This is a genomic window from Aeromonas enteropelogenes (genome assembly GCF_000819845.1).
In the GTDB taxonomy this organism is placed as follows: Bacteria; Pseudomonadota; Gammaproteobacteria; order Enterobacterales; family Aeromonadaceae; genus Aeromonas; species Aeromonas enteropelogenes.
This window is the reverse complement of record NZ_CDCG01000044.1, coordinates 102,264-116,443: the sequence shown is the minus strand read 5'-3', so window position 1 is coordinate 116,443 and position 14,180 is coordinate 102,264. Positions and strand designations below refer to the sequence as shown.

Sequence of the window (14,180 nt, the reverse complement as noted above, 5' to 3'; positions counted from 1 at the left end):
TCCTTCGCTCTCTTGATATATCGTCCCGATCACACTACTGGCTTGTTTATGAAGAGGAGGCCAGATGGCACTTTCCATTGCCGCCCCTTAAGTGTATTTTTGCTCAGTAGCGAAAAATGGAGCCAAAGGGAAATGTTTGGCGAATGCGTTCAGCACCAGAGATTTGTCGACAATGCTGTGATTTAAAATGTTTTTTCGTGGCGGCGGTCAGGGTAAACCGGAGTTATATGGAAGGCTCTATCAACGGATTAGTACCGCCTTCCATCTAATCACTGTTAGGCGATATGGAGATCATTTAGAATATGTATGAACAATTAAAAACAGAGTTTCAAAATAAAGGAATTCCCGTTGATAAAACTGATTTTTATGATCACCCTAATTTTTTAAAAGCAGAACAAAGAGATCCTAGTTATTTAATCAAATTCGCTAAGTTTGTTGACTCGCAACCGTATTCACATGAATACCTTGAAAAAGCCGAAGCAATAATTCAGGAAATCGTGAAAATATTGAGTTATGAGTTAAAGGAAAATGGACGCGAGGGAGCTTGTGTTGATATTACTGGGATACTAGCCCGAATACTTGAACGCAAGGGTGTCTGGTGTGCTTGTATTAAAGGCTCTACAACAATTGAATTTCCTGAAAACTCTGGCGAAGAGACAACATATTATTGGTCTGCTGACAACGGCAGCTTCACTGCTGGTCATGCTTGGGTTTATGCTCCTCCATTTTCAATCGTCGATATATCGTTAAAACAACAACCGTACTCAGGTAATAAGAAGAAATTTATACCCGAGATAATTCTTGTTAAAGAAGCAGAACAAGCTATTTCTGAAATAGAGGATATAATTAGCCCTGAGGTCAGATTTCAAATGCTAAGCCAAGGAGTTCCTCATAGTAGTATGTTGATTCTTGGAGCATCAGAGCTTAAGACTGTGCAAAGTTCTTTTCCGGCACAGCTAGTAACTATTGGTGATACCAAGTTTAAATATTCTCCTGTTGCAGTTCATGCTTCAATTGAAAGTTTACCAGATATGAGAAATATGATATTTGATGGTTTGTTCCCTTTTGATATGTACAAGAAAAAGATCGAAAAGCAGGTTGATAATATCGCCTAACAAACTGTTCAAGAGGGATTCGCAACGCATGGCATTTTTACTATGCGTTGATTTTAGTAATTAAGGAGTATGCGGCGGCTTTGGTATTGCGTTGCTCATCCCTTAACAGGGCGTTAGATAATTAATCAAGAGCTAGCTAAATCTGGAGATGATGATGGAAAACATGACACAAGAGCAAATTGAAAAAATCAGGAAGCAAGCAACAGAAGAGGTTTCGTCCGTCCTTAATTCTTTAGAGAATGATTATCCGGGCATTACTGAGGGATTGGCTACTGTATTGGGTTCTGGTACAGGAGCCCTAGGATCATTGGGGGCTCTTTATTTTGGCGGCAAAGTCGTCGGGCTGTCTGCTGCAGGCATAACATCAGGCTTATCCGCAGCAGGCGCACTTGTTGGTGGTGGGATGGCTGCTGGAATAGGCGTTCTTGCTGCGCCTGTTGCAATCCTTGGCGTTGGGGCATATGCCATTGCTAAGAAGAAGAAAAATGCAAAGCTGGCAGTGGCTTTGGGCACCGCAATTCGAAAACTGTATGATGTGCAAGAGAGGCTTTTGAAAAATGCTGAATTCTTCAAAGAAGAAATAGCAAGTATTAAAGCAACAATAGACCTCCTTACAAAGAAAAAACCAAAATGAAAAAAGACCCGTATCAGAAAGATTTGAAAGCAATAAAACTTTTGCAGGAAAGGTCATCTAAAATATCTATAGCTCATGAATCAATAAATACTGATTTAGATTCAATAAAGGCTGCACTGTCAGGACTGATAGATAATGAAAAAGAACTAAATTCCTCAGATTTTATTAAGAGTAAGGAGAAGTATTTAGAGTCTATGTCTCGGCCTAGCCAGTTGGTAGAGTCGAGTTTAGAGCAGATTTATAATGCGGCTGAAAATGCTTTTAAAGACAGTGTTTTATTGAGTGATGTGTTGACTGTGCAGGATTCAGTGGAAGTTAGCAATAAAATTAATCTAAGAGTAAAAGCATTCAATGACCAATATGGATTAGATGGATGGGATTATGCTATCGCAGGGTCATGTGGTCTTTTTGCTGCAATGTTGGATATCCTATTCGTTAAAGCTCCACCTAAGCCTACAGTAAAATGGGAGAAGGAAGTTGATGGCGTCTTCAATAAATGGGTTCAACAAGCTTTCAACAAGATTCTTCCTCCTGATTTAAGTGAGGCTCTTAGCAAGGCCAATCCGACTGGTGCGCCAGACTCCTCTACTATTGCCGACCTTGTTGGTGCACCGCCAAAATCAATCAATCCAACAAATCATAGGCTAAGATCTTTAGCACATGACCCAATTTTGGGATTCATATTTGGCGTAATGGATATGTTAAATGGGACTTGCACCATTGTGGTTAATGGTACTATAAAGAGTTTTCCTAGCACAAAGCCAGCTACAGAGGGAAGTATTTTTCAGCTTCTGGGAAGAATGCTAGGCCATTTGCTTTCGGATGTTAATGCACCTTCTGCGAATGGCAATCGTGGAATGGGTTTGCCAGCGCCTTTCATGGGTATCCTACGCATGTTTGAAGGAATACCTGTCGGCGATTCAAACTTCGGGAAACAAATAGAGTGGATGTATGTAAATGGATATGACTTTAGACAATTTGTTGTGACCAGCATTCCAATGGCGATAATGGAAGTAATACTGCGAGCTTTTTATGCTATAAAACAAATGAAATTGTATGATAAACCTTTTGGTGAATCACTTATTGATACAATTCCATTAAAAATGAATCCACGCTTCAGAATAATGCTTGCTTTAGCTTATGGAACTAGCAGTTCAGTTAATGCCGGAAAGGTTTATGTCACAAAAAATATTTTGGATGCGAATTATGCTTCATGGATGGGGCTGGCTTGGAATGGTTTTCATGCACTTAAATGGGTTGCTTTTGATCGTCATCTCAAGTTGTGGGATGGAGTTGCGCAAAAAGAAATTGAAGATATACAAGATATAGTTACTGAGTTGGATGATTTATCTGATCGAGCCTCACAACTTCCAATATAGGCAGAGTATCTAACAAGACCATGAAATTCGCTCCCTACGGTCGCCGGACGCTCGTTCCTCGTGCCGTTTATGGCAACGGAAATTGGGACACCCATCGTTCTGAGCAAAACGCCGCGTAGCCAGCACAGCCAAGATGGATGCTTCTTTGCCGCGGCATCACCCTGTACCAACCGGCCTGACGCTATCGCCATAAACAGAAGAGCCGCCCAATGAGCGGCTCTTTGCATCAGCTATTTATTGTTGAACTTTCACTCAGCCTTGGGCGGTTCAACCACAGCGGTCGCCTCTGGCAGGTGATCTCCTTCCTTTATCCAGGCATCCAGCAAGGTGTAACCCACCGCCAACACCACGGGGCCGATAAAGAGACCGATGATCCCCATGGTCAGCAGGCCGCCGATAACCCCCACCAGAATGAGGATAAGGGGCAGGTCGGCACCGCGCTTGATAAGGAAGGGGCGCAGGAAGTTGTCCATGGTGCCCGCGATCAGCGACCACACCAGCAGGAAGGTGCCCCAGGTGGTATCACCACTCCAGTAGAGATAGCCGATACAGGCCAACAGCACCGGGAAGGGGCCGATCTGGGCAACGATCAGGATGAACATCACCACCACCAGCACCATGGTGTAGGGAATGCCGGCGATCCACAGACCCAGACCTGCCACCGAGGATTGTACGATGGCGGTCACCACCACCCCCATGGCCACGGCGCGGATCGCCTGGGAGGCCAGCACGGTGGCATTGTCGCCGCGCTCCCCCGCCAGACGATGGGCAAAGCGGCGGATGCCGGTCGCGACCATTTCCCCCGAGTGATAGAGCACACCGCAGATCCCCACGGTCAACAGGAAGTGGACAAACAACAGGCCCAGATTGCCGGCCTGGGAGGCGAGCCAACGGGCGGTCTGGCCAAAATAGGGGGCCAGCTTGGCAAACAGCACCTGACCACCGCTGGCCAGGATCTGCTGCCAGAAGTCATAGAGTTTGGCGCCCACCAGCGGGATCTGTTGCAGCCAGAGCAACTCGGGCGGCGGCGAGTGGCTGATACTGGTGCCCAGCTCGATCAGCATGGGCGCCTTCTCCGCCACGTTCGCCAGAGTCATGAACAACGGAATGACGAACATCAGCAACAATCCCAGCGTCATGGTCAGCGCCGCCAGCGTGCGCTTGCCCCACAGCAGGCGCTGCACCATCAGCATCAGCGGCCAGGTCGCGATGGTGATCATGGTGGCCCACACCAGCGCGGGCAGAAAGGGGCGCAGCACCATGAAACAGGAGATGATGAGGATGCTGATAAACAGCACCCCCAGGGTTATCTTGGCCAGATCCACTTTTTTCATATTCATAGCGTTCCCTTATCGGGGCCCATTCCCCGGGGTAGAGAGTCAGTATTCAGGAGAGACAGTATCCACCAGAGACCGGCGCTCAACCAGAGCCCCAGTCCGAAAAAGAGCGACAGCTGGCCGAGCAGGATCCCCAGCGAACTGCTGGTAAGCAGCGGCAGGGCCCACAGGCCGGTTCCCAAAAGTGCTCCACCTGCCAGCGTGACGACACCGGTCAGCACGGGAGGGTGGCCATCTCGTGCCAGCGAAGCGGTTCCCCCCAGCCAAAGCCCGAGGGCAACCACGCCAATCCCAGCCAAATGAGTCGACTGGGCCCAACCAGCACCAATCAAGGCAAACGTGGTCAGCACCAGCCAGCCAGCGGTTCGGGCGTCATGGCGCCAGGCGCTTCGCATCGCCAGCACCAGGGCGCCAAGCAGCAGCCCGACGACCACGTCCGAAATAAAGTGCACACCGAGCCAGACTCGCGCCAACCCTGTGGTGAGAGCCAGCACCAGCGCCAGCAGGGTGGCACGCCAGCGGTGTGCCGGCCACAAGCAGCCGAGCAGCGCCCCCCAGAACACCATGACCGAGGCGGTGTGGCCGCTCGGCATGCCGAATCCCTGAGCACTGCTGGCCGCAAGCTCCGGCAACAAATGGAAGGGACGTGGCCAGCCGATACTCTCCTTGCCCACCTGCACCAGCAGACCGAGCCAGAGCATGGCAAACAGCAGTTGGCGCAACCGTGGCCAGCCCAGCAGAGGCAGCAGCAAAGGTATCAGGGCCAGCTGAAAGCCTCCTGAACCAAACAGGTTGCTGACCGAGAGCCACCATACATCAGGCCCCAGCCACTGCTGCAACCGCACCATCAGAGGGATTTCGGCCCGGTGCAGGGCACTGCCCTGCGCCACGAAGTCCGCTTGCCAGCTCACCTCGCTCTCGGGCACCTCGTCCAGCCGCCCCTGCAACCAGTCGAGCTGATCCGGAAAGCGGCGCTCTGCTGCGGGCAGCTTATCGATGGCAATCAGACGGGCGTTGAGGATCTCTCCACCCAGATTAGGGGCCTGCAGGAGGGAGACAAATCCCGAGCCTTGCTGCGCCACTATCGGCTCCTGGGTGCGGCAGGCGAAGATCTCCGCCCGCTGCCAGCGCCCCAGTGGTTTAATCACCTCGCCCGAGAGTCCGGTCTCTTCATAAAGCTCTCGCAGCGCCGCCTGGACCAGCGTTTCCCCTTCGTCGATATAGCCGCCACTGAGGCTATAGCGGGAAGAGATGCGATCCTGCACCAGCAAGACATCGCCCTGGTGCCGAATCGCGCAAACGGCAGCACTTGGCGCCGTTTGCGGCGGCAATTCGGCCCCCTGAACCGACAGGCCGGCCCCCAGGGCAATCAACAGTAACAACAGGATTTTCAACATGATCCGTCACTCAGACAAGCTGGGTGACAAGCCTCCCAGAAATCCGTCAAACGGGCAATGCCATCGCACCGGTCGCCCCTTGCCAGCCCGGGCTTGCCCCTCACTCCTGCGCCGCCACGATTGCGGTCAGAGGAGTGACTCCCTACTATTGAGGGCTAACCTCAATGTCACACAGCAAATGCTGGAGCCCTTAATGAGACAGTTCGGCTTTTTCCTTGGCATCTCCCTCGGTGTCATCCTGATCCTGTTTGGCAGCATCGTCATCTTCCAGGCCCTGCCCGCCGCCCTCGACGTGCTGGAGATGCCGAGCCGCATCCCCTTCGTGCGCGAGGTCTACACCTGGCTGATGAGCAGCGCCAGCGGCCTGACCGCCAATCTGGAGCAGAACTTCCTGGAGGCGTTCCAGACAGTGCTCAAGCTGATCCTGCTGATCGCCTTCATGTGGGTCTGCGTCAAGCTGGTCAACATGGGGGTGCTGATCATCCGCGCCGGGGTGGATCTCATCCGTACCGCCATCGAACACAGCGAAAAAGAGCAGGGCAACAAGCCGGAACAACAGGATCGTTTCTGATCCCGGCCCCGCCGCCCCTCGATGCCGCCCCACCAGGCGGCATTTTTATGCCTTCGACACCGTGTTGCGCCAAGCCCTGACGTTTATCCAGCCCGGCAATATTTCTCCTTTCCAATCAGCAGGCTGCCAACATGATGGTGACACGGATGCCCGCCAATGCCGGCTCCCCTGTCGCCCGGTTTCTATCCCGGCCATCGCCTCTGGTATAATCGACCGCCTCTTTTCCCCGTTATGGAGCCCGTTCATGTCCAAACATGCAGAAAGCACCCTCGAGGTTCGTCTCGACAAGTGGTTGTGGGCGGCACGCTTCTACAAGACCCGCTCGCTGGCGCGGGATCAGATTGACGGGGGCAAGGTGCACTACAATGGTCAGCGCAGCAAACCGGGCAAACATGTGGAAGTAGGGGCACTAATCCGCTTCTGGCAGGGCCAGGATGAACGGGAAGTGCGAGTGCTGGCCCTCAGCGAGCAGCGCAAGTCGGCACCGCTGGCCCAGCAACTCTATGAAGAGACGGCTGACAGCCTGAAGAAACGGGCCGAGAACAGCGAAGCCCGCCGTTTCAACAGCCAGTTTGCCCCGAGCCCGGAGCGTCGCCCCGACAAACAGGAGCGGCGCCAGTTGCTCAAGGTCAAGCAATACTGACCCGACCCATTTAACGACGGGCTGGCCACCGCGAGGCAGGAGCCAACCCGACCGATTTACCTCACCGAACAACCCAGGAATACATGATGAGCAACCAAGATCTGCTGTATCGCTATCTGTTTGAAGAGTACGAAGTACGTGGCGAGCTGGTCCAGCTGGATCACACCTATCGCCATGTGGTGGAAGCCCAGAACTACCCGGTGCAGGTACAAAAGCTGCTGGGTGAGCTGCTGGTGGCCACCAGCCTGCTGACCGCCACCCTCAAGTTCGAAGGCTCCATCACGGTGCAACTGCAGGGGGACGGCCCGGTCCGTCTGGCCGTCATCAACGGCGACAACAATCAGCAGTTGCGTGGCGTGGCCCGCTACGAGGGCGAGCTGCCAAACGACGACAAGCTGCAGAGCCTGATCGGCAACGGCCAGCTGGTGATCACCATCACCCCGGAGCAGGGCGAGCGCTATCAGGGCATCATTGCGCTGGACGCCGACACCCTGGCCGGTTGCCTGGAGCACTACTTCGCCCAATCCGAACAGCTGGCGACCAAGCTGTGGATCCGCACCGGTTACCATGAAGGTGCCCCGCGCGCGGCCGGCATCATGCTGCAGGAGCTGCCCGCCCAGAGCGAGGATCACAGCAATGACTTTGACCACCTGACCCAGCTCACCAGCACCATCAAGGATGAAGAGCTGTTCGGTCTGGAAGCAGAAGAGATCCTCTACCGCCTCTACCACCAGGACAAGGTGCGGGTATTCGATCCGCAGGCGGTCGAGTTCCGCTGCACCTGCTCCCGCGAGCGTTGCGAAGGGGCTCTGCTGCAGATCGAGAAGGAAGAGGTGATGGATATGGTGCAGGAGCTCGGCAAGATCGACATGCACTGTGATTACTGCGGCGCCCAGTACCAATTTAATGGGATCGACGTCGAAACCCTGTTCAGCAGGGCTCCCGGCAATGATGCAAACAAGTTACACTAATTAAAGGCGGGCAAAACCCGCCTTTAACTTTAATAACAAAAAAATACCCTATTTTATAAAGTTTGATGGCGATCGCTAAACTCTACCACCTAAGTGATAGGATGGACGCCAGATAGAACCCTACAACCTCTGACCCCAGGAGAATACAATGACAATCGTGGCAGAACCCACCCTGGCCCAACAATTAGGTCTGGACCAGTACGGCATCAAAAACAGCCAGGAAATTGTACGCAACCCCTCTTACGAGCAGCTGTTCGAAGAAGAGACTCGCCCCGACCTGGAAGGATTCGAGCGCGGCGTAGTGACCGAGCTGGGCGCCGTCAACGTCAACACCGGTATCTTCACCGGCCGCTCCCCGAAAGATAAATATATCGTCAAAGACGCAACTACCCAGGATACTGTGTGGTGGTCTGACCAAGGCAAGAACGATAACAAGGCCATCACCCCGGAAGTGTGGTCACATCTGAAATCCCTGGTAACCAAACAGCTCTCCGGCAAGCGCCTGTTCGTGGTCGACGGCTTCTGCGGCGCCAACCCGGACACCCGCCTGGCCGTGCGCATCATCACCGAGGTGGCCTGGCAGGCACACTTCGTGAAGAACATGTTCATCCGCCCGAGCGAAGAAGAGCTCAAGACCTTCAAGCCGGACTTCGTGGTGATGAACGGTGCCAAGTGCACCAACCCGAACTGGAAGGAGCAGGGCCTCAACTCCGAGAACTTCGTCGCCTTCAACATGACCGAGAAGATGCAACTCATCGGCGGCACCTGGTACGGTGGCGAGATGAAGAAGGGCATGTTCTCCATGATGAACTACTTCCTGCCCCTACGCGGCATCGCCTCCATGCACTGCTCCGCCAACGTGGGTCAGGACGGCGACGTGGCCATCTTCTTCGGCCTCTCCGGCACCGGCAAAACCACCCTCTCCACCGATCCCAAGCGCCAGCTGATCGGTGACGACGAGCACGGCTGGGACGACCACGGCGTGTTCAACTTCGAAGGGGGCTGCTACGCCAAGACCATCAAGCTCTCCGAAGAGGCCGAGCCGGACATCTACCACGCCATCCGCCGCGATGCGCTGCTGGAGAACGTGACCGTGGCCGCCGACGGCACCATCGACTTCGACGATGGCTCCCGTACCGAGAACACCCGCGTCTCCTACCCCATCTACCACATCGAAAACATCGTCAAGCCGGTCTCCAAGGCGGGTCATGCCACCAAGGTGATCTTCCTGACCGCCGATGCTTTCGGTGTGCTGCCGCCGGTCGCCAAGCTGACCAAGGAGCAGACCAAGTACCACTTCCTGTCAGGCTTCACCGCCAAGCTGGCGGTACCGAGCGCGGCATCACAGAGCCGACTCCGACCTTCTCCTCCTGCTTTGGCGCGGCCTTCCTCTCCCTGCACCCGACCAAGTACGGCCAGGAGCTGGTGAAGCGGATGGAAGCGGCGGGCGCCGAGGCCTACCTGGTCAACACCGGCTGGAACGGTACCGGCAAGCGCATCTCCATCAAGGACACCCGCGCCATCATCGACGCCATCCTGGATGGCTCCATCGAGAAGGCGCCGACCAAGGTGCTGCCGATCTTCAACCTGGAAGTGCCGACCGAGCTGCACGACGTGAACCCGGCGATCCTCGACCCGCGCGACACTTACGCCGACAAGGCCGAGTGGGATGCCAAGGCTCAGGATCTGGCCCAGCGCTTTATCAAGAACTTCGAGCGCTTCACTGACAACGACGAGGGCAAGCGCCTGGTGGCGGCAGGTCCGCAGCTGTAATAACTCCTCGCGACGAGTGAATCATGCCGGTCAGCCTTGCTGACCGGCATTTTTGTTTTTTACACAAGCTCCGAACGCTGCTGGCATTGGGCTGGACGCCCGTAAACCTTGCCTTGCTCGCCCCAACGGGGTAGATTCAGCCAAACTTTATACAATATACAATTTCGTAACGCGCTATCGTGACCCTGCCATGACCCCACCCTACAAGACCCGAACCCAGATGGTGATGGAAAACCTCCGTGGCCGGATCCTCCGTGGGGAAATTCCCGCCGGCGCCCCCTTGCGCCAGGATGCCATCGCCAAGGAGCTGGCGGTGAGCCGCATCCCGGTGCGGGAAGCCCTGATGCAGCTGGAGGCCCAGGGGCTGGTGAAGTTCGAAGCCCATCGCGGTGCCGTGGTCACCATGCTGGACACCTCGGCCATCGAGGAACTGTTTTATTTGCGAGCGTTGCTGGAAGCCGATACCCTGTTTCATGCCGTCGACAAGATGACCGAAGCCACCTTCGCACAAGCGGAGGCGATCCTAGCCCAGTTCGATCACGCCCTGGAGTCAGGCACCCAGATCGAACACTGGGCCGAGTTGAACCACAGCTTTCACGCCACCCTCTATCAGGCTGCCGGCCGCCCCCAGGCACTGGATCTCATCGCCCAGATCAACCTGAGCTGTGACCGTTATGTCCGCTTCGAGCTGCTGTTTGCCAGCGATGGCGTGGACAAGGCGGAGCGTGAACACGCCCAGCTGCTGGAGCTGTGCCGCGCCCGGCGCAAGCACGAGGCGGTGGTGCTGCTCAAGCAGCATATCGAGGCCGCAGGCCAGTCGATCAAGCGGATCCTGGACAGCAGCCACAACAACTGAACACTCATATAGCAACCATCTGGCATAACGATATGAATAATTTCGAGTTGATTGAAACCCGCGTCGCCCAGGTCAGGGCCGAGCTGGCCATGCAGGAGCTGGACGCCTTTATCATCCCCCACGATGATGAGCACCTGGGTGAGTACATCCCCGCCTACGCCGAGCGACTGGACTGGATCACGGGTTTCAACGGTTCCGCCGGCGTCGCCATCATCATGGCCCAGCGCGCCGCCCTGTTTGTCGATGGCCGCTATACGGTGCAGGCCCGCATGCAGACCCCTGCCGAGCTGTTCGAGTTTCTTCACCTGAATGACAACCCCCACGTGCAGTGGCTGGCCGAACAGCTGCCGTCCGGCGCCCGGGTCGGTTTCGACGCCCGTCTGCACAGCCTGACCTGGTACAAGCAAGCCAAGGCGCTGCTGGCCGAGCGCGGCATCGAGCTGGTGCGCGTCGAGCAAAACCCCATCGACCTGCACTGGACCGATCGCCCCGCGCCGACCAAGAGCCCGGTCATTCTCTACAGCGAGGAGCTGGCCGGCCAATCCAGCCAGTCCAAGCGTGAGCTGCTGGCGGCGGATCTGCGCAAGCGCGGTCTGGATGCGGTGCTGCTGACCCAGGCCGAGCCCATCAACTGGCTGCTCAACCTGCGTGGCCGCGACATCGAGCGCTTGCCGGTGGTGCTGGGCTTTGCGGTGCTGTACGCCAACACCACTGTGGATTTCTTCGTCGATACCGACAAGATCGACTGCTTCGCCTTCAGCCAGCACGTGGGTCAGGACGTCTCCGTCTACCCCATCGACAAGCTGGGTGACGTGCTGGTACGCATCGGTGAGGATCAGCAGAAGGTGCTGGCCGACCCGGACAGCGCCAATGCCTGGACCCAGCTGGTGATGGAAGAGGCGGGCGCCATCCTGGTGGCCGGCCAGGACCCCACCATGCTGCCGAAAGCCTGCAAGAACGAGGTGGAGCTGGCGGGCATGCGCGCCGCCCACCTGCGCGACGGCGTGGCCGTGACCCGCTTCCTCGCCTGGCTGGATCGGCAGATCGCCGCAGGCTCCTTCGAGGGCATGGACGAAGGCACCCTGGCCGACCAGCTGGAAGCCTTCCGCCGCGAGCAGGAACACTATATCGAGCCGAGCTTCGATACCATCTCGGCGCTGGGCCCCAACGCCGCCATGTGCCACTACCACCATGGCAACGGCACACCGCGCCCCTTCGGTCAGGACAGCCTCTATCTGGTGGACTCCGGCGGTCAGTATCTGGACGGCACCACCGATATCACCCGCACCATCAAGGTGGGCGAGGTGACCGACGAACATAAGGCCATGTTCACCCGGGTGCTGCAGGGCCACATCGCCCTGGATCAGGCCCGCTTCCCGCGCGGCACCGCCGGTATCCAGCTCGACGTGCTGGCCCGCATGCCGCTGTGGCAAGCCGGCTACAACTATGACCATGGTACCGGTCACGGGGTCGGCCACTTCCTCAGCGTGCACGAAGGTCCGCAGCGCATCTCTCCAAAAGGGAGCATGGTCCCCCTGCAACCGGGCATGGTGCTCTCCAACGAACCGGGTTACTACCGGGAAGATGCCTTCGGCATCCGCTGTGAGAATCTGGTGGTGGTGACCGAGCAGGAGCAGGTCGGCGAGCTGCCGATGCTGGGCTTCGAGCGCCTGACCTATGTGCCGTTCGATATCCGCCTCATCGATCGCAGCCTGCTGAGCCAGGACGAGTTCCGCTGGATCAACGAATACCATGCCGAGGTGTTCCGCCGCCTGAGCCCGCTGCTCGACGGGGACGATCTCGCCTGGCTTGAGCAGGCAACCAGCCTCATCTGATGACACAGGGCCCACGGGCCCTGTTTTTTTGCCCCCCCTTTTGACCTGTATCAACACCCTCGGCGGGCGGGTCAGGAAAATGGCGCTCATGAAAAGTCATCATGCCAGCCCAGCCGGGGGCTCACACGCTGCTACCCACAGCGAGACGAGTGACCACCCCAGACTGATGCGCGAGCAAAAGACGGTCAGCGCCATGATCCGCCTCTACTGCCAGCATCATCACCAGGATCCCCATTGCCAACGCTGCCACCAGCTCAGGGATTTTGCCTACCAAAGGCTCAATCGCTGTCGCTATGGCCACGATCACAAACCGACCTGCGCCAACTGCAGCATTCACTGTTACGCCTCCGCGATGCGCAAGCAGATCCTCCAGGTCATGAAATGGAGCGGCCCGCGCATGTTGTGGCATCACCCCTGGCTAACCCTGCGCCACCTGCTCGACCGCTTGCGCAAGGCCCCCAAACTGCCCCACAGTCGCCCGCTGCCCCCCTGAATGCCCCCTTGCATCGGGCAAGGGATGGCCAGTACCCTATGACTCCTTTATTGCCGTTGACCTCCCGCTCAACGGCGAACTGCTGCAACCATGGAGTCCTGATGCACCACACCCCGCCCGTTTTGCGCACCGCCACCCATGCCGACATGCACGGGATCTGGCAGATCGATGCCAAGGTCTTTGGCGAGGATCTCTATCCGGCCTTTTTCTTCCGCCAGGCCATGGATCTGTGGCCACAGCTGCTGCTGGTGGCAGAGCATGAAGGGCATCTGGTGGGCTATGTGCTGGGGGGATTTGGCCAGGATCGCGCGCAAGGCTGGGTGCTGTCGCTGGCGGTGCTGCCAGAGGCACGCGGATTCGGTCTGGCCGAGCGGATGATGCGCCAGATGGAGGTCAACCAGCGCGCCCTGAACGTCGACGAGCTGCGCCTCACCGTCGATCCCGCCAACCCGGCCCAGCGTCTCTACTACCGCCTCGGCTACCAGTTGATGGAGGAAGTCGCAGGCTACTTCGGCCCGGGAGAAGATCGTCTGGTGCTGGCGAAAAAACTCTCTGGTACAGGCTGGATTCAAGGACAAAGCCACCCTCAGGACACATAATTGGTTACATTTTGCCAATTTCATGTGCAACCGGGTTGGAGTAGAGTGCGACTCACCAACCAGATTGTTCAAATTGTGTGCAGTGCAGGAGAACCACCATGTTTAAACGTATGACCATCATTGCCATGCTTGCCGCCACCACCATCACTGGCTGCGCCAATAGCGATGTTTACTCCGGCGATGTCTACACCAAGGATCGCGCCAAACAGGTACAAACCGTCAGCTACGGCACCATCATCTCGACCCGCCCGGTCAAGATCCAGGCCGAAGAGAACGCCCTGCTCGGCACCATAGGTGGCGCCGTGGTCGGCGGCCTGCTGGGCAGCACCATTGGCGGCGGTACCGGCCGTGACCTGGCTGCAGCCGGGGGCGCCATCGCCGGTGCAGCCGCAGGCAAGGCCGCCGGAGACAAGTTCAACCAGGTTGATGGCGTCGAGCTCGAGATCAAGAAAGAGACCGGGGAATCCATCGTGGTGGTCCAGAAAGCCAGCCCGACCTTCGTCCCGGGCGCCCGGGTTCGCATGACCCAGGGCAACGGCACCATCAACGTCGCCGTGGTCAACTAAGCAGCTCCCCC

Annotated in this window: 13 protein-coding genes and 1 pseudogene; 12 read left to right on the top strand and 2 right to left on the bottom strand. The window is 56.6% G+C overall.

The features are described from left to right. Positions 1-302 precede the first annotated feature (302 nt). The 3 genes from BN1123_RS21555 (at position 303) to BN1123_RS21095 (ending at position 3,128) form a co-directional block, all read left to right on the top strand. Positions 303-1,115, top strand: a complete 813-nt coding sequence (locus BN1123_RS21555; RefSeq protein WP_156130741.1) for a hypothetical protein — start codon at positions 303-305, stop codon at positions 1,113-1,115. A gap of 154 nt (positions 1,116-1,269) precedes the next feature. After that, complete coding sequence (locus BN1123_RS19315; RefSeq protein ID WP_042029068.1) at positions 1,270-1,749, top strand: membrane protein; 480 nt, start codon at positions 1,270-1,272, stop codon at positions 1,747-1,749. Beyond that, positions 1,746-3,128, top strand: coding sequence for a hypothetical protein (locus BN1123_RS21095; RefSeq protein WP_082037579.1), 1,383 nt, complete (start codon positions 1,746-1,748; stop codon positions 3,126-3,128). The genes BN1123_RS19315 and BN1123_RS21095 overlap by 4 nt, the downstream gene beginning before the upstream one ends. Before the next feature lie 248 nt (positions 3,129-3,376). On the opposite strand, the gene ydiK is transcribed toward BN1123_RS21095, so the two are convergent. After that, positions 3,377-4,468, bottom strand: coding sequence for an AI-2E family transporter YdiK (ydiK, locus tag BN1123_RS19305; protein WP_042029066.1), 1,092 nt, complete (start codon positions 4,466-4,468; stop codon positions 3,377-3,379). Continuing rightward, the gene (locus tag BN1123_RS19300; protein WP_042029064.1) at positions 4,465-5,862 is read right to left on the bottom strand and encodes a bifunctional NUDIX hydrolase/phosphatase PAP2 family protein; all 1,398 of its coding nucleotides are present in this window, start codon (positions 5,860-5,862) and stop codon (positions 4,465-4,467) included. Before BN1123_RS19300 ends, ydiK begins: the two co-directional genes overlap by 4 nt. Positions 5,863-6,055: 193 nt before the next feature. Here BN1123_RS19300 and BN1123_RS19295 point away from each other — a divergent pair, with 193 nt between their 5' ends. The 9 genes and pseudogenes from BN1123_RS19295 (at position 6,056) to BN1123_RS19255 (ending at position 14,169) form a co-directional block, all read left to right on the top strand. After that, entirely contained in the window at positions 6,056-6,433 is a 378-nt protein-coding gene (locus BN1123_RS19295) for a hypothetical protein (RefSeq protein WP_042029063.1), read from the top strand. Positions 6,434-6,677: 244 nt separating this feature from the next. After that, a complete protein-coding gene (hslR, locus tag BN1123_RS19290; protein WP_026455848.1) occupies positions 6,678-7,076 on the top strand; it encodes a ribosome-associated heat shock protein Hsp15 in 399 nt (132 codons plus the stop codon). 86 nt (positions 7,077-7,162) lie between these two features. Continuing rightward, positions 7,163-8,047 carry an Hsp33 family molecular chaperone HslO gene (gene hslO / locus BN1123_RS19285; RefSeq protein WP_042029062.1) on the top strand — a complete coding sequence of 295 codons (885 nt, stop codon included), beginning with the start codon at positions 7,163-7,165 and terminating at the stop codon, positions 8,045-8,047. A 148-nt stretch (positions 8,048-8,195) separates the two neighbouring features. Next, positions 8,196-9,820 (top strand): annotated as a pseudogene (gene pckA / locus BN1123_RS19280) (phosphoenolpyruvate carboxykinase (ATP)). A gap of 190 nt (positions 9,821-10,010) precedes the next feature. After that, on the top strand, positions 10,011-10,676 hold the full coding sequence (locus BN1123_RS19275) for a GntR family transcriptional regulator (RefSeq protein WP_042029061.1): 666 nt from the start codon (positions 10,011-10,013) through the stop codon (positions 10,674-10,676). Positions 10,677-10,708: 32 nt separating this feature from the next. Next, entirely contained in the window at positions 10,709-12,511 is a 1,803-nt protein-coding gene (locus BN1123_RS19270; protein ID WP_042029060.1) for an aminopeptidase P family protein, read from the top strand. 88 nt (positions 12,512-12,599) lie between these two features. Beyond that, positions 12,600-13,004 carry a nitrous oxide-stimulated promoter family protein gene (locus BN1123_RS19265; protein WP_026455843.1) on the top strand — a complete coding sequence of 135 codons (405 nt, stop codon included), beginning with the start codon at positions 12,600-12,602 and terminating at the stop codon, positions 13,002-13,004. Between the two features lie 101 nt (positions 13,005-13,105). Continuing rightward, the gene (locus tag BN1123_RS19260) at positions 13,106-13,603 is read left to right on the top strand and encodes a GNAT family N-acetyltransferase (RefSeq protein WP_042029059.1); all 498 of its coding nucleotides are present in this window, start codon (positions 13,106-13,108) and stop codon (positions 13,601-13,603) included. A gap of 98 nt (positions 13,604-13,701) precedes the next feature. Then, the gene (locus BN1123_RS19255; RefSeq protein WP_026455841.1) at positions 13,702-14,169 is read left to right on the top strand and encodes an outer membrane lipoprotein; all 468 of its coding nucleotides are present in this window, start codon (positions 13,702-13,704) and stop codon (positions 14,167-14,169) included. Positions 14,170-14,180 lie beyond the last annotated feature (11 nt).